Origin of the sequence: Allosphingosinicella deserti (assembly GCF_003012735.1) — a bacterium.
In the GTDB taxonomy this organism is placed as follows: Bacteria; Pseudomonadota; Alphaproteobacteria; order Sphingomonadales; family Sphingomonadaceae; genus Allosphingosinicella; species Allosphingosinicella deserti.
The window spans coordinates 144,055-162,408 of sequence record NZ_PXYI01000003.1 but is presented as its reverse complement, the minus strand read 5'-3'; the positions used below and the strand labels follow the sequence as shown (position 1 = coordinate 162,408).

The 18,354-nt window shown below is 68.4% G+C and carries 20 protein-coding genes; 11 read left to right on the top strand and 9 right to left on the bottom strand.

What is annotated here, in order from left to right:
• The first annotated feature begins 146 nt into the window (after positions 1-146).
• Positions 147-1,184 carry a cell wall hydrolase gene (locus C7I55_RS09195; RefSeq protein WP_233222128.1) on the top strand — a complete coding sequence of 346 codons (1,038 nt, stop codon included), beginning with the start codon at positions 147-149 and terminating at the stop codon, positions 1,182-1,184.
• A gap of 25 nt (positions 1,185-1,209) precedes the next feature.
• Here C7I55_RS09195 and C7I55_RS09190 read toward each other — a convergent pair whose 3' ends face one another.
• The 4 genes from C7I55_RS09190 to C7I55_RS09175 form a co-directional block, all read right to left on the bottom strand.
• Positions 1,210-2,889, bottom strand: a complete 1,680-nt coding sequence (locus C7I55_RS09190; protein WP_106513156.1) for a M28 family metallopeptidase — start codon at positions 2,887-2,889, stop codon at positions 1,210-1,212.
• A gap of 103 nt (positions 2,890-2,992) precedes the next feature.
• The gene (locus tag C7I55_RS09185) at positions 2,993-4,702 is read right to left on the bottom strand and encodes an N-acyl-D-amino-acid deacylase family protein (protein ID WP_233222127.1); all 1,710 of its coding nucleotides are present in this window, start codon (positions 4,700-4,702) and stop codon (positions 2,993-2,995) included.
• 134 nt (positions 4,703-4,836) lie between these two features.
• Positions 4,837-6,537, bottom strand: coding sequence for a M56 family metallopeptidase (locus tag C7I55_RS09180; protein ID WP_106512647.1), 1,701 nt, complete (start codon positions 6,535-6,537; stop codon positions 4,837-4,839).
• Positions 6,538-6,540: 3 nt separating this feature from the next.
• Entirely contained in the window at positions 6,541-6,909 is a 369-nt protein-coding gene (locus C7I55_RS09175; RefSeq protein WP_106512646.1) for a BlaI/MecI/CopY family transcriptional regulator, read from the bottom strand.
• A gap of 309 nt (positions 6,910-7,218) precedes the next feature.
• On the opposite strand from C7I55_RS09175, the gene C7I55_RS09170 reads away from it, so the two are divergent.
• The 3 genes from C7I55_RS09170 to C7I55_RS09160 all read left to right on the top strand — a co-directional run bounded on the left by C7I55_RS09170 (position 7,219) and on the right by C7I55_RS09160 (position 9,582).
• Positions 7,219-8,373 carry an AAA family ATPase gene (locus C7I55_RS09170; RefSeq protein ID WP_106512645.1) on the top strand — a complete coding sequence of 385 codons (1,155 nt, stop codon included), beginning with the start codon at positions 7,219-7,221 and terminating at the stop codon, positions 8,371-8,373.
• A gap of 82 nt (positions 8,374-8,455) precedes the next feature.
• Entirely contained in the window at positions 8,456-8,926 is a 471-nt protein-coding gene (locus C7I55_RS09165) for a hypothetical protein (RefSeq protein ID WP_106512644.1), read from the top strand.
• 134 nt (positions 8,927-9,060) lie between these two features.
• Positions 9,061-9,582: a hypothetical protein gene (locus C7I55_RS09160; protein WP_106512643.1), complete on the top strand. Its 522-nt coding sequence runs from the start codon at positions 9,061-9,063 to the stop codon at positions 9,580-9,582.
• Between the two features lie 21 nt (positions 9,583-9,603).
• Here the strand turns inward: C7I55_RS09160 and C7I55_RS09155 are convergent, their stop codons facing one another.
• Positions 9,604-10,071, bottom strand: a complete 468-nt coding sequence (locus C7I55_RS09155) for a nuclear transport factor 2 family protein (RefSeq protein WP_106512642.1) — start codon at positions 10,069-10,071, stop codon at positions 9,604-9,606.
• Positions 10,072-10,321: 250 nt separating this feature from the next.
• Between C7I55_RS09155 and C7I55_RS09150 the strand changes: the two genes are divergently transcribed.
• The 7 genes from C7I55_RS09150 (at position 10,322) to C7I55_RS09120 (ending at position 15,864) form a co-directional block, all read left to right on the top strand.
• Positions 10,322-10,900: a tetratricopeptide repeat protein gene (locus C7I55_RS09150; protein WP_158266351.1), complete on the top strand. Its 579-nt coding sequence runs from the start codon at positions 10,322-10,324 to the stop codon at positions 10,898-10,900.
• 169 nt (positions 10,901-11,069) lie between these two features.
• Positions 11,070-11,531, top strand: a complete 462-nt coding sequence (locus C7I55_RS09145) for a lysozyme (protein WP_106512640.1) — start codon at positions 11,070-11,072, stop codon at positions 11,529-11,531.
• Positions 11,453-12,187, top strand: coding sequence for a GyrI-like domain-containing protein (locus C7I55_RS09140; RefSeq protein WP_106512639.1), 735 nt, complete (start codon positions 11,453-11,455; stop codon positions 12,185-12,187). Before C7I55_RS09145 ends, C7I55_RS09140 begins: the two co-directional genes overlap by 79 nt.
• A 108-nt stretch (positions 12,188-12,295) precedes the next feature.
• Positions 12,296-12,691, top strand: a complete 396-nt coding sequence (locus tag C7I55_RS09135; RefSeq protein WP_106512638.1) for a GFA family protein — start codon at positions 12,296-12,298, stop codon at positions 12,689-12,691.
• Between the two features lie 143 nt (positions 12,692-12,834).
• Entirely contained in the window at positions 12,835-13,971 is a 1,137-nt protein-coding gene (locus C7I55_RS09130; RefSeq protein WP_158266349.1) for a S1C family serine protease, read from the top strand.
• Between the two features lie 101 nt (positions 13,972-14,072).
• The gene (locus C7I55_RS09125; RefSeq protein ID WP_106512636.1) at positions 14,073-14,573 is read left to right on the top strand and encodes a GNAT family N-acetyltransferase; all 501 of its coding nucleotides are present in this window, start codon (positions 14,073-14,075) and stop codon (positions 14,571-14,573) included.
• Positions 14,574-14,874: 301 nt separating this feature from the next.
• Positions 14,875-15,864, top strand: a complete 990-nt coding sequence (locus C7I55_RS09120) for an acyl-CoA thioester hydrolase/BAAT C-terminal domain-containing protein (RefSeq protein WP_158266348.1) — start codon at positions 14,875-14,877, stop codon at positions 15,862-15,864.
• A gap of 22 nt (positions 15,865-15,886) precedes the next feature.
• Here the strand turns inward: C7I55_RS09120 and C7I55_RS09115 are convergent, their stop codons facing one another.
• The 4 genes from C7I55_RS09115 to C7I55_RS09100 form a co-directional block, all read right to left on the bottom strand.
• Positions 15,887-16,246 carry a hypothetical protein gene (locus tag C7I55_RS09115; RefSeq protein WP_106512634.1) on the bottom strand — a complete coding sequence of 120 codons (360 nt, stop codon included), beginning with the start codon at positions 16,244-16,246 and terminating at the stop codon, positions 15,887-15,889.
• A gap of 320 nt (positions 16,247-16,566) precedes the next feature.
• Positions 16,567-16,887, bottom strand: a complete 321-nt coding sequence (locus C7I55_RS09110) for a hypothetical protein (protein WP_106512633.1) — start codon at positions 16,885-16,887, stop codon at positions 16,567-16,569.
• A 143-nt stretch (positions 16,888-17,030) separates the two neighbouring features.
• A complete protein-coding gene (locus C7I55_RS29195) occupies positions 17,031-17,471 on the bottom strand; it encodes a methyl-accepting chemotaxis protein (RefSeq protein WP_332888414.1) in 441 nt (146 codons plus the stop codon).
• A gap of 4 nt (positions 17,472-17,475) precedes the next feature.
• Positions 17,476-18,021, bottom strand: a complete 546-nt coding sequence (locus C7I55_RS09100; protein ID WP_106512632.1) for a heme NO-binding domain-containing protein — start codon at positions 18,019-18,021, stop codon at positions 17,476-17,478.
• Between the last annotated feature and the right edge of the window lie 333 nt (positions 18,022-18,354).

Below are 18,354 nucleotides of genomic sequence, written 5' to 3'. Positions count from 1 at the left end.
AAGCGTCCGCTTTCCGTGGCAATATTAACGGCTTCGCAGGCTTGGTGCCATAGTGGGACAGCCGGAAATCGGGGGGATGCAGGCGCCGGCAAACGGGGTATCGACGCTCGGCAGGCACTCAAACAGGCGGGCTCCAGCGAGTGGCAGTGTCGGATACCTTGATCTTCAGCGCGCTTCGGGAAGCGGCCTATGCGCGCGGCCGCGAGATCGCCGCGGTCGCCCTGCTGCTGTTTGGCGCTTCCTGCGTTCCGCTCAACGCCGCGCCCGCGCCTGCTCCGCACACCGCTGTCGCCGATCCAGGTGAGCACCCGGCACCGGCCGCTGACGCGGCGTTCGCCGCGCCTGCGGCCGAGGTCGATGCGATGGGGATCAAGCCGGTTTCACCGACCGACGCGGTTGCACTCAACGCGGCCATCCCGCTTTTCAGGGCCGCCAATCCACGTGCCGCCGCGACCGTGTTTCGGGCTGCGACGATCACCGATCAGCAGCGCTCGCTGCAATGCCTCGCGGAAGCCGTTTACTACGAGGCGCGCTCCGAGAGCGAGGACGGCCAGCGCGCCGTCGCGCAGGTCGTGCTGAACCGGGTCCGCCACCCGGCCTATCCGGGCACGGTTTGCGGGGTCGTCTACCAGGGTCCGCTCAAGCCAGGCGGCGGTTGCCAGTTCACTTTCACCTGCGATGGGTCGCTCGGCCTGCCCCCGTCCGGCGTGTCGTGGCTGCGGGCGAGCCGCATCGCCTCCGAGGCGCTCGCCGGATCGGTCTACGCCCCGGTCGGCTACGCCACCCATTATCACACCCATCAGGTGCTTCCCTTCTGGGCGTACAAGCTCGCCAAGATCGCCGTCGTCGGCAGCCACAATTTCTACCGCATGCCCGGCACCTGGGGAGCGCCGGTCTCGTTCAGCCGCTTTTACGCAGGCCGGGAGCCGTCGCCCGCCTCCGTCATCGCCCACCGTCTGCCCGCCAGTTTCCCGAAGGCGGATCTGGCCACGGCGGCGAAGCCCACCGCGCTGCCTTATGCCCTCGCCGATCTGGCGGCCGCGGCGCCGGCACCGGCCGTGCGGCCGGCGCTCGACACCTCCACCGCCGCCGACATCCTTCCGGCCTCGCAGGTGCGTGAGGAATATCGCAATTCCGGCCGCTATCTGAGCGACATCCCGCCGGCAGAAAGAGCCGTGCGTTAGATCCAGCCCTGCGATCGCGGAACGGTCAGCGCCGTTGGGCCTCGCTCTCCTTGCGGATTCCGGCAAATTCCGAGTCCGGCTTCCAGGCCGGCCATGCCGTGCCGAAGGCGAGTTCGCGGCCGATCGCGTAGAGCAGCGACACATCCTGGGCGGCGCCGCGAAGATCCCAGTCGGCGCTCCAGGCGTCGCAGGTCTGGTGGTAGCAATTGGCGGTGAAATCGCTGACCCAGCGATCGCCGGCCTCGCGGCCGCCGTTGACGAGATCGACGCCGCCGCCGAGCGCCATCAGCAGCAGCACCGGAACCCCCTTGCGTGCGAACGCGAAATGGTCGGCGCGGTAGAACAGGCCGCGTTCGGGCTTCGCGTCGCCGATGACGATGCGGCCCTGCTGCCCGGCGGCGCGGGCGAGCATGTCCTCCAGGTCGTTCTGGCCCTTGCCGATCAGCACCACATCGCGCGCCGGGCCATTGGGCTGGAGCGTGTCGAGCGTCAGATTGGCGACCGCCTTGGCCATCGGAAAGGTGGGATTGGCGGCATGATATTCGGCGCCGAGCAGACCGCGTTCCTCCGCCGTCCAGGCCGCGAAGACGAGGCTCCGCTCCGGCGCCGGACCCGCCTTGAACGCGCGCGCGATCTCCAGAACCCCGGCGAGGCCGAGCGCATCGTCGAGCGCACCCGGCCGCACCCGCCGCCCCTGCGGATCGGGCGCGCCAAGCCCGAAGGCGTCCCAATGTCCGGCGAACCAGATCGACTCGTCCGGCCGCGTCGTGCCCTTGATCGTGGCAAGGACATTGTGGCTGTCGACCCGCTTGGTCTGCACCGTGAAATCGGCATCGAAGCGCGACCCGAGGTCGATCGGCCGGAAGGCCGCGGTCCGGGCCTGACGCTTCACCGCCTCGAAATGGAGGCCGGCGCGGCGGAACAGATCCTCCGTCACCGGCCGCTGCAGCCAGCCCTGAAGCAGCACAGGCGGCTGCGCGCCCGGCTTCAGCACGACGTTGTAATTCTCGCCGCCGGGCGCCTGCACGGTGTTCCACCCGTAGCCCGCTCCCTCCGTCTCGTGGACGACCAGAGCGGCGATCGCGCCGCGCCGCGCCGCTTCCTCGAACTTGTACGACCAGCGCCCATAATAGGTCATCGCCCGGCCGCCGAAGCGTCCCGCGACCGGATCGCCGGCCGCAGCCTCGAAATCCGGATCGCTGACCAGGAACAATGCGACCTTGCCCTTGAGATCGACGCCCTTGAAATCGTCCCACTGCCGCTCCGGCGCCGAGACGCCGTAGCCGACGAACACGATCGGCGCGCCGGCGATCCGCGCGGTATCGACCTCGCGGACGGTGCTGAGATAGATATCCTCGGGGAAGCGCAGGGGGATGCGATCGCCGCCGCGGGCGATCGACGCGCGGCCCGGCTTGGCCAATTGCGTGCGGATCAGCGGTACGCGCTGAACATAGGTTCCGTTGTCGCCTGCCGGCTCGAGCCCAAGCCGCCGGAACTGATCCGACAGATAGGCGATCGTCTTCGCCTCGCCCGGCGTGCCGGGGCCACGCCCTTCGAATTCGTCCGAGGCAAGGACTCGGGTGATTTCGGAAAGTCGCCCTGTGTCGATCGGCCCGGAATCGAACCGGGCCGGCGCTCCCCCGCCGGTACTAGCCGCCGCGCAGCCGGCAGCGAGGAGAGGGAGGAGGCAAAGAGCTGATTTCATGACGAACCTGTCGGTGAACGATAAGCGGCTTCGATCGCCCAACCCGTGTTGCGCGGCTTCGTTGCAGTGTGGAGGGCGTGAGATCCCTTTGGCGTGAGTGCTTTCAGGCCGGGCACTTCCCTGCCCCGCGCCCGCGCACGAAGCGGCCGGGCGTCGCCCCGGTATGCTCGCCGTCTCGGAGCACTTGCACGCCGTTGACGAAGACGTGGCGCATGCCGACGGCATAGCTTTGCGGTTTCTCGAACGTCGCGGTGTCGCGGATCGTCGCGGGATCGAACAGGACGATGTCGGCGAAATTGCCCGGCTTCAGCGCGCCTCGATCGGCAAGGCCGAGATTTGCGGCCGGGAACGCGCTCAGCCGGCGAACCGCTTCCTGCAGCGACAGCGTCTTCTCGTCCTGGACATATTTGCCGAGCACCCGCGCAAACGTGCCGTAAGCGCGCGGATGGGTGCTGGATTTGAGGAAGGCGCCTTCCGGGGCCTGCGACGAGGCGTCGGATCCGAAGCTGACCCAAGGCAGGCCGGTCTGGCGCGCGACATTGGCCTCGTTCATCCCGAAATAGGCGACCTGGATCCGGGTATGATCCTCGACGATGAGATCGGCCGCAGTCTCCGCCGGCGAGGTGCCGCGGGCGCGGGCGACCTCGGCCAGCGACTTGCCGGTAAGCGGCTTCAGCGCGGGGTTCTTGAACGCCAGCAGCAGAATCTTGTCCGGCTCCCTGACCAGCAATTTCATGTTCTCCGAGCCTTCCGCCTTCGCCATTTCGGCGAGCAGACGCGCCCGGATGGCGGGATCCTTCAGACGGCTGACCCAGGCATCGATGCCGCCCTCCTGCACCCACAAGGGCATCGCCGCATCGAAGCCGGTCGAGCTCGCCGGATAGGTGTACATGTCCGCGGTGATCCGAAGCCCGCGTGCGCGCGCCGCTTCGATCCGGGCGATCGCCGCATCGATCTTTCCCCAATTCTCGCGGCCGGATTGCTTCATGTGATACAGCTCGGCAGGCGCACCGGATTTCTCCGAGATCTCGATCAGCTCGTCGATCGACTCGAGCAGCTTCGGGCCCTCGTCGCGGATGTGGCTGATGTACATGCCGCCGCATTTGCCCGCCTCCGCGGCGAGCGCGATCAGCTCCGGCGTTTCGGCGAAATAGGCCGGCGCATAGATGAGCGAGGATCCGACGCCGAGGGCGCCTTCGTTCATCCCCTGCCGCACCAGAGCACGCATGCGATCGAGTTGGGCGGGGGTCGGATCGACGTCGTTCTTGCCGAGCTCGTGAATGCGGACCGTGGTCGCGCCGACGAAGCTCGCGACGTTGGTCGACACGCCCTTCTTCTGCAGCATCTGGAGATATTCGCCGAGCGTCGTCCAGGTGATCGGGAATCGGATGTCGCCCTGCTCCGCCAGCTCGTCGCGCTTCATCTCCGCGTTGAGCGGGCCCATCGAGCTGCCTTCGCCGAACACTTCCAGGGTGACGCCCTGGCGAATGTCGCTCTGGCTGCGGCCGTCCTCGATCAGGCTTTCGGTCGCCCAGCTCAGCATGTTGATGAAGCCGGGCGCGACCGCCAGCCCGGAGGCGTCGACCTCCTGCCGGCCCTTGCCCCCGATGCGCGGCGCGACGGCGACGATCCGGTCCCCCTTGACCGCGACATCGCCGGTGAACGGTGCAGCGCCGCTGCCGTCGTAGACGCTGCCGCCACGCAGCACGAGGTCAAAGGCGGGAGTGGCCACGTCACGGGACGGGACGGCGGCCGAGCCGGCCATGGACAGCGACAGGGACGCGAGGACGAGAGCACGGACGCGGATGGGCATGAAAAAAATCCCCCTTTCACCGGCCGAGGCTAGCGAAAGGGGGATGGATGTCCAGCCGCCGGGGGCATGGCCGCCGGACGTGGGGCCCGGTGTCTCGTCCTGGGAGGACCGACGCACCGGGCCGTCCGATCGCGTCAGCTGCGGCGGCGCATCTCCTTTGCGGCCTGCCGCATTTCGCGGGCACCCTCGCGCATGCCTTCGGCGCCTTCTTCCATGCCGTCCGCCGCTTCGAGCAGGTCGTCATGGGTGACATGGTGGCCGCGCGCGGCCTGGCGGGCGATTTCACGCTCACGATAGTCGCGGTTGCGAAGCTTGCGGGCCTCGGCGCGCATCTTCTCGGCGCCGCGATCCATGCCGTCGGCGCCTGCGAGCATGCCGTGGGCGCTGCCGGCCAGGGCGGTCTCGGCGGCCCGCTGCGCATCGGCGGCGATGCGCTCGGCATTGGCGGCGATCCGTTCGGCGTCGATCCTGACGGTCACGCTGGTGCGCATCGCGTCGGCAACCGCGGCGTCGACCTCGGCCTGGATCGCTTTCTCGTCGATGATCGGCTCCGGATGCCGCGGGGCGAAAGCAAGCGCGTGGAGCGACGAGATCCGCGCAGGGGGGCTCGGCGAAGTCGGCGGCGTTGCCGCGCCGGCGGCGACCGCCGGCGTCGCTGGTGCGGGCGCTGCCGGCGGCGCCGGATGGCCGGGCCGCGCGGACCGGAGCGGCGGCGCCGGCGGGATCGGAACCGTGCCAAGCGTCGGTGCGTCGGGCGCCTGCGGGGCGCCGGCAGCCTCGACGGCATCGGGCGCCTCGTCCGCTTCGACCGGCTCGGGCGCTTGCGGAACGAATTCGAGCGCGGCGACCGGCGCTGCGACGGCGGCACAGGCAGCCATCGCTGCGAAGGTCCAGAAGGAGCCGGATCGGCGGCCTGCCCGGCCGTCGAGCAGAGCCCGGACCCGGCGCGCGAGGCCATGCTCGCTCCCCGCCATGGCGTTGGCCGGAACCAGCCCACCGCTGACCCGCGCCCAATCGAGCAGGGTCTGGGCGTAGCGGGTCGGCTCGACCCGGGCGACGGCATAGCTGTCGGCGGCTTCCTCCGCCTGCTGGGCCACCTCGCGGTCGAGCCGCCAGACCAAGGGATTGAACCAGAACAGGGCCACCGCGATCCGCGAACCGATCAGCGACAGCCAATCGCCGCGAACGATGTGGGCGACCTCGTGGGCGAGGATCGCGTCGGCATCGTCATGGCGGCGGAGCGTGTCCGGATCGAGCAGGATGACCGGCCGGCGCACGCCCCAGCTCAGCGGCGATCTGACATCGTCCGAGACGAGCAGGCGGATGTCGCGATCGGCCGCGGCGCGGCCGAGCGCCGTCCGCCATGCGAGGCATTCGACCTCCGCCGCCTCGCGAGTCCAGCGCGCCAGCGTGCCGATGCCGATCGCGAGACGGCCGCCGACCATCAGCAGCCCGCCGACATAGAGGAGCAGGAACAGGATTCCAGGATCGTTCCAGTCGCCGGCCGCGCTCCCCTCGGCCGACATCGCCGTCAGGGCACCGGGCGCGGCGAGGCTCGCGCCATCCGGCAGCGCGGTGGCCGCCGCGGGGCTTGCGAGCACCGGCGCCGCCTCGGACGCGGCGACCGGCGCCGTTTCGGTCGCCGCAGTCTCGACGACCAGGGACGGCATCAGCAGCGACACTGCCGGCAGCAGCAGCAGCATGACGATGCCGACCCGCAGCAGGGCGCCGCGATCGGCTGCCGAGCGCGAGCGCAGCAGCAAGGCGAGGAGCAGCACCGCGCCGCTGATCGCGGCCGACTTCCACGCCATTTCAAGAAGGAAGGAATAGCTCATCACTCAGCGCTCCTTTGCCTCGTCGATCGCCCGTTGCAGGGCGTCCACCTCGTCCGGCTTCAAGGTCCGCGTCAGCCCCAGCAGGGCGGTCGCGGCGCTTGCCGCCGATCCGTCGAAAAACGTCTTCACCAATTGCTGCAGGGCGGTCTCGCGAACCTTCGCGGCCTGCGGCACGCTGCGGTAGACATAGGCCTGGTCGACCGTGCGATGGCTGATCATGCCCTTCGCCTCCAATCGGGTGAGCATCGTCCGCACCGCCGAATGGCTCGGCGGATCCGCCATCGCCTTGCGCACGTCGGCCGCGGTCGCTTCACCCGCAGTGACCAATATCTCGAATATCTCGCGCTCGCGGCGCGGCAGGCTTCCGATCATTTCCGACTCGCTTTGTGGGAGCACATCCCTGCTACACCTGCAGCATGCCACATTTGTAGCAGCACGCAAGTCGTTTCGTCGGCTGGAGCGGCAGGTTCGTCGAACAGCGCCGCTGTCCAGTGGCGCGGCTTCGCGTGCAAACGCTGCGCTCGCCGGCCGGCGCAGCCGTGGCGGCAAGCGGGGCGGCGGCGCCATGCGTGCGGAAGCAGAGACGCCTTCCGGCGGCCCCTGAACGTCCGCAGTGCGGCTCTTGCGCCGGGTGCATCCGCCATCGATGCTGAAACGCGCACATCGGGGGACGGATTCGGGATGATCACCACGCTTGCAGTGGCCGGCTATCGATCGCTGCGCGACGTCGTGCTCGCGCTCGGGCCGCTCACGGTCGTCACCGGCGGTAACGGCAGCGGGAAATCGAGCCTCTATCGCGCGCTGCGCCTGCTGTCCGAGGTCGCGCAGGGGCGGCTGATCGCCTCGCTTGCGGCGGAAGGCGGGCTGTCCTCCACCTTGTGGGCGGGGCCGGAGCGGATCGGCCGCGACATGCGCGATGGCGTCCATCCGATCCAGGGCACGCGCCGTTCCGGCCCGGTCACCCTGCGCCTCGGCTTCGCCGGCGAGGATTACGGCTATGCGATCGATCTCGGCCTGCCGGTCCCCGGCACGCCCTTCCCGCACGATCCCGAGATCAAGGTGGAAAGCGTCTGGACCGGGCAGCGGCTGAGCCGCTCCAACGCGATCGCCGAACGCCGCGGACCTCGGGTGCAGCTTCGCCGCGGGACGACCGGCGAGTGGCGGTCCAGCATGGATCAGCTCTCCGGCTTCGACAGCATGATGACCCATTGCGCCGATCCCGACGACGGGCTCGAGCTCCTGCTGCTGCGCGAGAAGATGCGCAGCTGGCGATTCTACGATCATCTGCGCACCGACCGCGACGCACCCGCCCGGCGGCCGCAGGTCGCGACCTACACGCCGGTGCTGGCGGGGGACGGATCCGATCTCGCCGCCGCGATCGGCACCATCCAGGCGGTCGGCGACTGGGACGCGTTCGGCGAAGTGATCGACGACGCCTTTCCGGGCTCCGAGGTCGCCTTCGCCGGCGATCAGGGCAATGCGACGATCGCGGTGCGCCAGACCGGCCTGCTGCGCCCGCTGCAGCCGTCCGAGCTTTCCGACGGCACCTTGCGCTATCTGCTGCTCGCCGCCGCCTTGCTCTCGCCGCGCCCTCCTGCGCTGATGATCCTCAACGAACCGGAGACGAGCCTGCATCCGTCCCTGCTGGCGCCCCTCGCCCGTCTGCTGATCCGCGCCGCCGAGACCTGCCAGATCGTCGTCGTCTCGCACAGCGCGCCGCTGGTGGAGGCGCTGCGCGCACGCGACGGCACCACCGGGATCGTCCTTGAGAAAGCGTTCGGGCAGACCGAAGTCGCCGATGCCGATCCCCCGCAATGGCATTGGCCGACCCGCTGACCCCGCTGCCCAGGACTCTTTTGGGACGCACCCGGCCGTCGAATCGCTTGCCAATGTTCCTCGTTCGTTCCACCCGTGGAGCATGGAAGGTCCACGAAAGAGATGGCCGCGCGGCGAGACCGCGGTCGAAGGCGGCGAGGCGCGGATCTGGCCGCATTGGGTGCGCAGCCTGGGCGTGATGATCGAGGCGCGGGCGCAGGTCCGCTTCGCCTGCCCGGCCTGCAAGCGGCTCTACGATGTCGATCTCGCCTCGCTGGCACTCCTCAAGGGCCGCGAATGGACTTTGGTCGATCGCCGCGCCCGCTGCAAGGCGTCGCGCTGCCGCGCCTCCGGCCGCTTCGTCGCCGCCGCCGCAGGCGACCAGCCCTTCCTGCTGCTCAGCGCAAGCGAGCGTCTGCCCGATTGGCTGACCGGCGCGCGCCCCTCCGATCACGAGCCGCCGCATTCGGAGCCGCCGACCCCGCCGGCACCGCCGGGCGTCGATCCGGTGCGCTGGGCCTATGCCCGCGACGACCGCACCCGCAAGCGCCTGGTGCGCGAAGCGCGCGGGTGAAGCGCCCAAAGGAACCTCGTGCGAGCGCTGTGCCGTCGGGAAGAGAAGCATCGATGACGCAAGGCAGAGCCGGTCTTGCACCCATTGACGGTGCGCTTCATCGTTCGTCGCCCGATGCAATGGAGGAGCGCGTGATGCTGAAGTGGTGGATTGCCGCGCGGCAGAGCGCACTCTGGCCTATCTTGCTCCTCGCCGCTTGCTCGGCAGGGGCGCCGGAACGTCCGCAGCCGACCGAGGCGGAGAGCGCACCGTCCGCTGCCAAGCGCGATGCCGAAAGCAGCTTATCGCCCCTGATCCTCTACGACGCGCCGCTCGGAAAGCCCTATATGCAGGCGCTGCTCGGCGGCATCCTGCGGCGCGACGGAAATTGCGTCTATCTTGCCGCCGAGGGGCGGCGGTGGCTGCTCGCCCTGCCGTCGCCGACCACGCGCTGGGATGCGGCGGACGGCACGATCCGCTTTGGAGCCCGCCTGCTGCGCTTCGGCGAGGAGGCGGCGTTCGGCGGAGGCGAGGCCGGGATCGGCAACGGCCCCGAGGCGGAAGCGGCGAGACGCGCCGGGTGCGATACGCGCAACGTCTGGTGGGCCTCGCCGGAAATGGTCCGGACGCCGCTCGGTCCCCCGGCCCCGGCGGCGCCCCCGCCGCAGCGGCGTTAGGCCTCGCTGGGCGGGCGTCGTTCAGGCGGGTGGGTGAACCGTCGCCAGGCCGGCCGCGGCGGCGAAGCCGAGCGTGTCGAACGTTTCGAAGAAACGCGTCGCCTTGCCGCCGTCGAAATGCCAGATATCGACTTTCGGGCTGGCGACCTCGCGGCCGCTCTCGCGGTGGCGCCAATGGCAGCGGCCGATGACCACGATGTCGTCGCCGTCCGAATCGACGATGAAGCGTTCGCTCACCCAGTCCAGCATTTCCCATTCCGCGGACAGCGCATCGAAATAGGCACGCGCGCCCTCCTTGCGGCTGTGGATTCCGGCGAGCGGGTGCGGCACCTCCTGCGGCGCCAGCGACTGCATCACGATATCCTCGTCCATGAGGTCGAGAACTTCGTCGATGCTGCCTCCCTTCGATTCGGCCCAGAGTGCATAGCCGCGCGCGAGCGCCGCGACATTGGGGTTTGTGGACGTGGCAGCGGCATCTGCGTGGAGCATGCGGCGTCTCCCGAATTGATCGGCGGAGAATAGCACGAAAATTGGATCGGGTGCGAACGGCGATGCGGCGCGCCGGGGCCGCCAGCGGCGCTCTCGCTCCTAACCTGTTCACGGCCGGCGCAATTCGATAGATGCCGCTGCGGGAGGACCTTCCTTGTACGCATATCTCGGCCGATCCGACGTTCTCGACATGGTAGACGCAACTGCCCCCTGTCGGCCTCCGATGCTGTCCCGTCATCGGTTCCGGAGCTTGATCCGTCTGGCCGCGGCCGCAGCATGTTCGATAGCGCTCGGCGCGCCGGGTCATGCAGCCGCGCCCGACGGCGCCGGTTATTCCCCGGCGGAGCAAGCGGCGTTGGCGCTGCTCGCCCCCGGCGAGATCGCCAACCCGACGGAGGTGAGCGTCGCCGACGCCCAGGCCGTGGTAGAGACGAATCCGCGCGATGCCGATGCGTGGCATCAGCTCGGCGAAAGCCTGCAGGTGGCCGGCGACCTCCAGGGGGCGGTCGAGGCCTATCGCAAGGCGACCAGGCTCCCCCCTGAGGACATCGGCCGTGCCTATCTCCACCGCGATCTCGCCGAAGCACTTGAGCAGACCGGCGATCTTGAAGGGGCCCTGGCCGCGGCCCGGGTCAGCGTCCGCACCTGGCCGGTCTCCAGCCAGGAGCTGTTCTGCATGGGCGCCGAAGTGATGCTTCTAACCCGGCTGCTGGTCGAAAATCATGATGCGAAGGGCGCCGCGGCCTTTTTCCGTCCCTTGGCCGAAGCCGCCGACGCGCCTCAGGATTGCCGCACCATTGCCGAAGCCCTGCGCGCAGCGGCGCAGTAAGGCGCTACCTACGGGGACAATGAGGATCCGTAGGTCGCGGGTTCCCTGATCCCGGCCTTGCAGCGCGACCGAGCGAACGCGTCCACCCTCGCCATCTTGTCGGTGGCGAATATTGCTTTAGGATCGATGTGGGGCACGAAGACGTGCAACCTCGAGGGGGAGGGTCACCATGGTTCCGAGCGCGAAGTGCGCCAAGCTCATCCAGCAATTCGAAGGCTGCGCCAAGGAAGGGCCGGATGGTCACTTCCACGCATATCCCGATCCGGGAAGCGGCGGCGATCCCTGGACGATCGGTTGGGGCTCGACCGGCGCCGACATCGTGCCGGGCACGATCTGGACACAGCAGCAATGCGACGATCGCTTCAACGAGCATCTCCGCGAATTTGCAGAAGCGGTAACGAACGCGATCGGCTCATCACGAACCAGGCAACCGCAATTCGATGCGATGGTCAGTTTCGCCTACAATGTCGGCATCAAGAACTTCACCACCAGCACGTTGCTGAGGCTGCACAAGGCAGGCGACTCCAAGGGCGCGGCAGCCGAGTTCGCGAAATGGAACAAGGCCGCCGGCAAGGTGCTCCCGGGATTGACCCGGCGGCGGGCGGCGGAAGCTGCGCTCTACGCCAAATAGCAGCGCCGAAACCCTCGAGTGGCCGCCTGAGGTTTCGGAGGCGACACTGGGGCCGGCAATTCCCAGCCGCTGCGGACGGGCGCCCCCTGGTCCAACGCGCGCGCCCGTTCGACGTCGGCGGCGGCAGGGCGAGCGCGCCATCTTTTCTGGAGAAGAAGCCCGTGTTGACGATGCCCAGGATCGTTGAGCGTCGACCGCGCCGCTATGTCGCGGTGCGGATGCCCGTGACAATCCCGTTCGACGCGGATGTCGATCCGGCTTTCGACGAGTTGTTCGCGGCCTTTGCACTTGCGGAGGTCGAGCCGAACGGCGAGGAATTCATGAAGTTCAATCGCATAGACATGCCGCGCCTCGAGATCGAAGTCGGCATGACGACCGACGCCCCTGTTCCTGTGTCGGGGCGCCTGATCGAAGGTGAACTTCCGGGCGGACGCTTTGTCAGTATGACCTACACCGGTCCCTATGACGGGCTGATGGATGCCACCGCGATGCTTGTCGGCTGGGCAAAGGAGACCGGGATCAGGTGGGATGTGGAAACCACCGACCACGGCGATCTGTTCGCCTGCCGGCTCGAAGTACATGACAACAATCCTTCGATCGAGCCCGACCCGCAGAAGCTGGTGACGACCTTGCTGATCAAATTGGCCGATGGCTAGCGACTGCGAAGCGGCTCCCGTCGCGTAACCCCTCTCTCTCTTCGCGGTGGCTGGACATGGCGTCCGTGCCTCGACACATTGCATTCGAACGACATGGGGAGATTGGCGATGGCGAGCGGCGGATGTCATTGTGGGGCGGTGCGCTACGAGGCAGAGGGTGAAATCCTGCATCATGCCATCTGCCATTGCGAGGATTGCCGCCGGTCCGCTGGTGCGCCGATGGTGGCGTGGATCGCGTTCAAGTCGGATCAGGTCCGGATCACCGCGGGCACCCCAAAGGTTCATCCCTCCTCCGAACACGGCCGGCGGCATTTCTGCGGGGATTGCGGTACGGGCCTGCTGTATCTCAACGAGGCCTTCCTGCCCGGCATCACCGACATTCAGAGCGCGACGCTCGACGACTCCGCAGCGCACGCGCCGGGCGCGCACATCCAATATGCCGATCATCTCGGATGGACCGAGCAACTGGACAGCCTGCCCAAGTTCGAACGCTACCCGGGCTGAGCCGGCGACAGCCGCCGGGACGGACTCGCTGCATCGTCGGTAGACCATGCCCGGCGACGGACGCCGCCATTCCGGATTTGTAATCCTCGCCCGGATCATGGATGAAGAGGAACAAGGTTTTCGCTGCCACAGGGGGTGCGCTGGTGAAACTCGGAGCCTCGATCGCCTTCCTGCTCGCTGCGTCGTCAGTGCCCGCAGACGCCGCCGAATGGTGGTGGATCGGCCTCAACGGCGCCGCGCCGAGCCGGGTCGTCACCTATGTCGACCGCGAGACGATCGCCCGCGGCAAGGGCGACCGGGTGGACATCTGGGCGCTTGCGATCGGCGAAGCGGCGCTGCCGAACGGGCAGCAGCATCAGGCCACCCATTATTCCTTCCGCTGCGGATCGCGGGCCTTCGCGACGCTTGATCGGATCGCCTACGACGCTGCCGGCGCGGTGATGCCGATGATGAAGATCGCGCCCTCGGCCCCGGCACCGGTGGAGAAAGGCTCGATCGGCGAGTCGATCCTGCAGGTCGCCTGCGGCACGCCCGCCGGGACCGAGGTCAAGGTCGAGGCGCCGATGCCGCACGCCCAGGCCTTTCTGGCCGGCCGGGGGACGCGGGGGCACACCCCTGCGGCGCCGGACTCCGCTTCGAAGGATCCGGGACTGTCGGTCGGGACCGGCTTCTTCATCGGGCCCGCCGGGCACGTTCTCACCAGCTATCATGTGATCGACGGCGCCCGCAGGATCGGCTGCCGGATGCCGAACGGAATCGTCCACGACGCGGCGATCGCCCGGGTCAGCCCGGCCAACGATCTCGCCTTGCTCAAGGTCGAGGCGCGGCCCGCCCGCTATCTCGGCTTTGCGCCGGCCGGCGCGCTCCACGCCGGGGACCGCGTGTTCACGATCGGATACGGCGCCGCCAATTATCTCGGCATCACCGAGCCGCGTTTCACCGACGGCACCGTCAGTGCGCTCTCCGGGCTTGGCGACGAGAATGCCTATATGCAAATCTCGGTGCCGGTGCAGCCGGGCAATTCGGGCGGGCCGCTGGTCAACGAGGCCGGCCAGGTCGTCGGCATCATCGCTGCGCAGGCGGCGGTCGACGCCTTTCTCGAAGCCGAAGGGACGCTGCCGCAGAACGTCAACTGGGCAGTGAAGGTCGATTATGCCGCGCCGCTGCTGCCGCCCCTCTCCACCCCCGCGCCCGCGCCGGCCAGGCGAAGCCGCGAGCAGGCGATCGCGCTTGCCCGGGAGTCGATCTGCCTGGTGATCGCGGATTCCGGCGCGGAATGAGGGACATCCGGAGCCTGCAGGTCCCCGAAGCCCGGCCGTCGCCCCACGCCACCCCCGCCAAGGCATGGCGGTGATCGGCGCGTCTCGATAAGGCTGCTCCCATGACTCTCTCCATCCGCCCCGCCGCGCCCGCAGACGTGCCCGTCATCCACCGCTTCGTCCGCGAGCTCGCAGCCTTCGAGCAGGCACCCGATTCGGTCGAATCGACCGAGGCGATGCTCCACGAGGCCCTGTTCGGCGCGCGCCCGGCGGCGGAGGCGCTGATCGCGGAGCGCAGCGGCGATCAGGGCGGCGAAGACTCGGCGATCGGCTTCGCGATCTTCTACACCACCTTCTCGACCTGGACCGGCCGGCGCGGGATCTGGCTCGACGACCTCTACATCACCCCGGACGCGCGCGGCAGCGGCGCCGGCGCGGCCCTGCTCAAGGCGATCGCCGGCCTCGCCGTCGACCGTGGCTGCGCCCGGTTCGAATGGTGGGTGCTCGATTGGAACACGCCCGCCATCGACTTCTACCGCGCCAAGGGCGCGGTCGCGCAGGACGAATGGACCGTGCAGCGTGTCTCGGGCGATGCGCTGCTGACGCTGGCCGGCCGGCGCTGAGCGAAGCGGCATTCGCGTTTGACTGATGCCGACGAGGCCGATGCGGAGGCTAACAAAGACGGCGACGAGGGTTTGCGCCGTCAAGTGCAGTGAATGATAGGACGTCACGTCCCGATGCTGCGAAGCTGGACAAGGAACAGTAATCCGGCAATCATCGAGCCAGAGAAGGGGACGTTCGAAGCATCGACCGGCGTTGGAGTCTGACGGTTCGTCCCGCGCGTTCGGGCGGATGGTCGCGAGGCGCGGATCATGCTGCGATGGCGGTGGGCCACCTCTCTCTGCGTGGGGGAGACGATCGATCATGAAACGTCGCTGGAAGATCGCGATCGGCGTAGTGCTGTTCCTGGTCGTCGCAGCCGGGGGGCTGTTCGCGTGGAATTTGCTGAAGCCGGCCAAGCCGGCCGAGATCGTCGACGCCGGTACGACCGGGCGACGGATCGACGAAGGCGGGTTGTTCGCCAATTACTTTACGGCCGGCCAGGCACGGAGGCCCGGTATCCTGTTGCTCGGCGGATCGGAAGGCGGTCTCGGCAAGGACCTGAAGCTGCAGGCGCTTCTGCTGCAAAAGGCCGGCTACAACGTCCTCCACCTCGGCTATTTCAACGTGCCCGGCAAGCATTCCAAGCTGGAACGCGTGCCGCTGGAGCATTTCTATCGCGGGCTCGACTGGCTGAAAGCCCGGCCCGAGGTCGACGGAACGGCGCTTGCCATCGTCGGCTATTCCAAGGGCGCGGAAGCCGCCTTGCTGGTCGCGACCCGCTATCCCGGTGTTCGTGCGGTCGTCGCCGGCATGCCGTCCAACGTCGTCTGGGACGGCCTCTCGGGGCCGGCAATCCTGTTCGGCGGGATCAGTTCCTGGTCCCAGGGCGGAACGCCGGTGCCGAGCCTCGCTTATGGCTCCGGCGACGGCAGCAAGGATCTGCTCCCGGTGTTCGTCAACGCGCTCGCCGAGCTCGGCAAGCATCCCGAGACCGAGATCCCGGTCGAACGCTTCGCCGGCCGCCTGCTGATGGTCTGCGGCGAACGCGACCTGCTGTGGCCCTCCTGCCCGATGGGGCGCGCCGTCGAGGCGCGTGCCCGCAAGGCGGGCCGCCCGGCCGTTCAGCTGCTCACCTATCCCGAGGCCGGCCATGCGGTGATGGGCGCCCCGCTCCCCCCCGAGCACAAGACGATGCGCCACTGGGCGACGATCGGGGGCACCGCGCAGGCCAATGCGGCGGCGCGGGCCGACAGCTGGCCCAAGGTGGTGGCGTTCCTGGACGCGACGCTTGCGAACCCTCCAGCCCCCTGAACGCGGAAAACGCGAGGAGAGATCAGCCCCTTAGATCCCGCTCCGCCGGATCGCCCGGATCGCCTGGCGTTCGCCTCGCCTCGAGCGCCCCGGGTACGCCGCGCTTGCCGGACGTCAAATCGCGCATCAGCTGCGTCGCACGCCCACGCTCCCGCTCGGCGTCGCAGAGCGCTCGGTACGTCCTGGCGCCTGGCACGGCGCTCGTCGGCGCGAACATGACCAGGGCCAGATAGACCGCGGCCGCCAAGCAGAAGATCGCGCCGACGACGCTGCCCCGTGCCGTCAGCACGATCCCCTGGATCGCCAATCCAACGGCGGCCATCGGGACGAGCGTCGGCAAGGCCGCAATCAGAATGAACAGGCTGTAGGCGAGGCGTTTCACCTGGTGACGCTCAGAGGCGCGCTGCTTGCGAGCGCCCTGCCTCGCTGGTCATACGCAATCACCTCGCGCCGATAACGACGAAGCCGCTTTCGCTGCAGTCTCGCTCGCGGATCCGAGTTGGCGGCTCTACGCCAGCGCTTCATGAGCGGCCTTCGCCACGATTTCCGTACCTCCGCCGATCGACCACGCAACCGGACGTCAGTTCGAGATCCAGACCTCCAGAGTGCCGGTACCGACGACCGGCACCCGGAGTGCCCGGACGGTTCGGCACGTTTTCGCGTCTGGATCACGCCACTCCAGACCAAGGAGCGCCGCGATTTTCAAAACCGCACGTTCAAACCCAAACGTCTCTGCCCTGAGGAATCCTTGAAGGAGCCGATGCGGGCGGAGCCGACCTTGATCGAGAGGCTGTCGTTGATCTCCTCCATCCGTGCGTCCGCAGCGCGGGAGGGTGCCTCCAGGCGATAGCGCCGATCGTCCCGGCGCCCGCACACCACGATCTCGCCGGAGCCGTTATCGGCAGCCCTTGGGCAGGCGGGAACGATCCGTTGGTGCGCGGCCGCCCTCCTCGGAGCTTCGATGCTGAAATTCTGCGGAATGTCCGGCGCAAGGCTGATGGCGGCGGGCGGAGCTTCGATCATGCGGTCTCCTCGAACCTGCGCCACCTCGCAGCACGCGCCGACGACGCCAAATCGGCCGCGTCCGCCTTGTGCGCTTCCCGGCCGGTTTTGCAAGCCGGTCCAGCCCATTTCGCCGTGCCGAGCTGACGCCAACCGGCGGGGGGTTACAAGGCCAGCGCCGCCGCCCCGTCCTCGCGCAGCAGCTTGCCGGCGCGCAATGTCGCCTCGCGGGTCTGGTTGGCGAGCGCCTTGACCTCGTTGGCGACCACCGCGAAGCAACGCCCCGCCTCGCCGGCGCGGGCGGCCTCGATCGTCGCGTTGAGCGCCAGCATGCGCGACTGGCCGGAAATAGTTTCGATCGTCGCCACCACCTCGGCGAGATTGCGCATCGTATGCTCGAGCGCCGCCTTCTGCGTATGAAGATCGTTCTGGAACGCCAGCGCGTCCGCGATCCGCGCCTCCAGCGCAGCGTTCGTCTCGGTCAGCCGCTGGTTGGCGTCGAACAGCTCCCGGCTTTTCTGCTCGAGCAAGGCTTCCGCCTGCTCGCGCGCCATGCGCTCGCGGTCGAGCCGCTTCTGCAGGCGATCGAGGGAGGGCTCGGACACGGGCTCAGGCGGCGAGCAGGTTACGCGCGCGGCGGATTTCGAAGCGCACGGCGTCGCGCTCCTGGCGATAGCCGATCTCGACCGACGCACCGAGATAATCGGCGGCGCCGCGGATCACCCCGACGGCGAGATCGGCGAGCGGCTTGCAGCTGGCATAATGAAGCACAAGACAATCGGCATCGCGTGCCACCACCACGAAGGACGGCAATTCGGCATCGGGATAGAGTTTGCGGACCTCGGTCTCGTGAAAGCCGTCGATTCCGGCGAGCACGTCGAACAGATCCTTGCCGTCGAACAGATGCGGGAACTTCTTGACCCAGCTGGCGAAGCAATAGGCGCCGAATTCCTCGAGCATCGCCGGCATCGTCGATCCGGTCGCCTGCACCGCCGCGGTGATCAGCGCGACCATCTCCTCGAACGGATAGGTGCCGACGCTGGTATAGGCGCCGCCATGCGGCAGGTTCGCGGACTCGATCACATCCTCGAGCATGTCGGCGCCATGACGCGCCTCGCAAAAACCGAAAAATGTGGTGAAAACCAAGCCCTTCATGCGCGCCTCCCTGCCGTTCCGCACTCGTGACGCAGCAAGGCTAAGACGAGGTTAACGACGGCATCGGCCCTTCACCGGGGGCCGCCTTTCGCCGGCTCTCGGAAATAGGAACACGGCACGCCTTTGAATGCCGACATGTTCGAGACGCTCGCGCCGGGCTCTTGCACAGGCGCTTGATGTCGCTCCCCACCCAGGCCAGAACGTCTCCGAACAGGGGAGCGGCCGATGCGCGCGTGGGCAAGGAAATTAGGGCAGGATCTGGAGGCGCCTGTGGCGGCGCGGCGGTTCGGCAGCGGCTGGTTCGCCGGCTTCTTCGCGCTGCTGCTCGCGTTG

Bases quoted from the DNA above. Each gene is read 5' to 3' on its own strand.
- C7I55_RS09165 (WP_106512644.1), top strand. From the start codon at position 8,456: ATGGAAGGTCCACGAAAGAGATGGCCGCGCGGCGAGACCGCGGTCGAA.
- C7I55_RS09190 (WP_106513156.1), bottom strand. From the start codon at position 2,889: ATGAAATCAGCTCTTTGCCTCCTCCCTCTCCTCGCTGCCGGCTGCGCG.
- C7I55_RS09110 (WP_106512633.1), bottom strand. From the start codon at position 16,887: ATGATCGAAGCTCCGCCCGCCGCCATCAGCCTTGCGCCGGACATTCCG.
- C7I55_RS09140 (WP_106512639.1), top strand. From the start codon at position 11,453: ATGGAACAAGGCCGCCGGCAAGGTGCTCCCGGGATTGACCCGGCGGCG.
- C7I55_RS09145 (WP_106512640.1), top strand. From the start codon at position 11,070: ATGGTTCCGAGCGCGAAGTGCGCCAAGCTCATCCAGCAATTCGAAGGC.
- C7I55_RS09155 (WP_106512642.1), bottom strand. From the start codon at position 10,071: ATGCTCCACGCAGATGCCGCTGCCACGTCCACAAACCCCAATGTCGCG.
- C7I55_RS09100 (WP_106512632.1), bottom strand. From the start codon at position 18,021: ATGAAGGGCTTGGTTTTCACCACATTTTTCGGTTTTTGCGAGGCGCGT.
- C7I55_RS09180 (WP_106512647.1), bottom strand. From the start codon at position 6,537: ATGAGCTATTCCTTCCTTCTTGAAATGGCGTGGAAGTCGGCCGCGATC.
- C7I55_RS09120 (WP_158266348.1), top strand. From the start codon at position 14,875: ATGAAACGTCGCTGGAAGATCGCGATCGGCGTAGTGCTGTTCCTGGTC.
- C7I55_RS09160 (WP_106512643.1), top strand. From the start codon at position 9,061: ATGCTGAAGTGGTGGATTGCCGCGCGGCAGAGCGCACTCTGGCCTATC.
- C7I55_RS09125 (WP_106512636.1), top strand. From the start codon at position 14,073: ATGACTCTCTCCATCCGCCCCGCCGCGCCCGCAGACGTGCCCGTCATC.
- C7I55_RS09185 (WP_233222127.1), bottom strand. From the start codon at position 4,702: ATGCCCATCCGCGTCCGTGCTCTCGTCCTCGCGTCCCTGTCGCTGTCC.
- C7I55_RS09175 (WP_106512646.1), bottom strand. From the start codon at position 6,909: ATGATCGGAAGCCTGCCGCGCCGCGAGCGCGAGATATTCGAGATATTG.
- C7I55_RS09170 (WP_106512645.1), top strand. From the start codon at position 7,219: ATGATCACCACGCTTGCAGTGGCCGGCTATCGATCGCTGCGCGACGTC.
- C7I55_RS09135 (WP_106512638.1), top strand. From the start codon at position 12,296: ATGGCGAGCGGCGGATGTCATTGTGGGGCGGTGCGCTACGAGGCAGAG.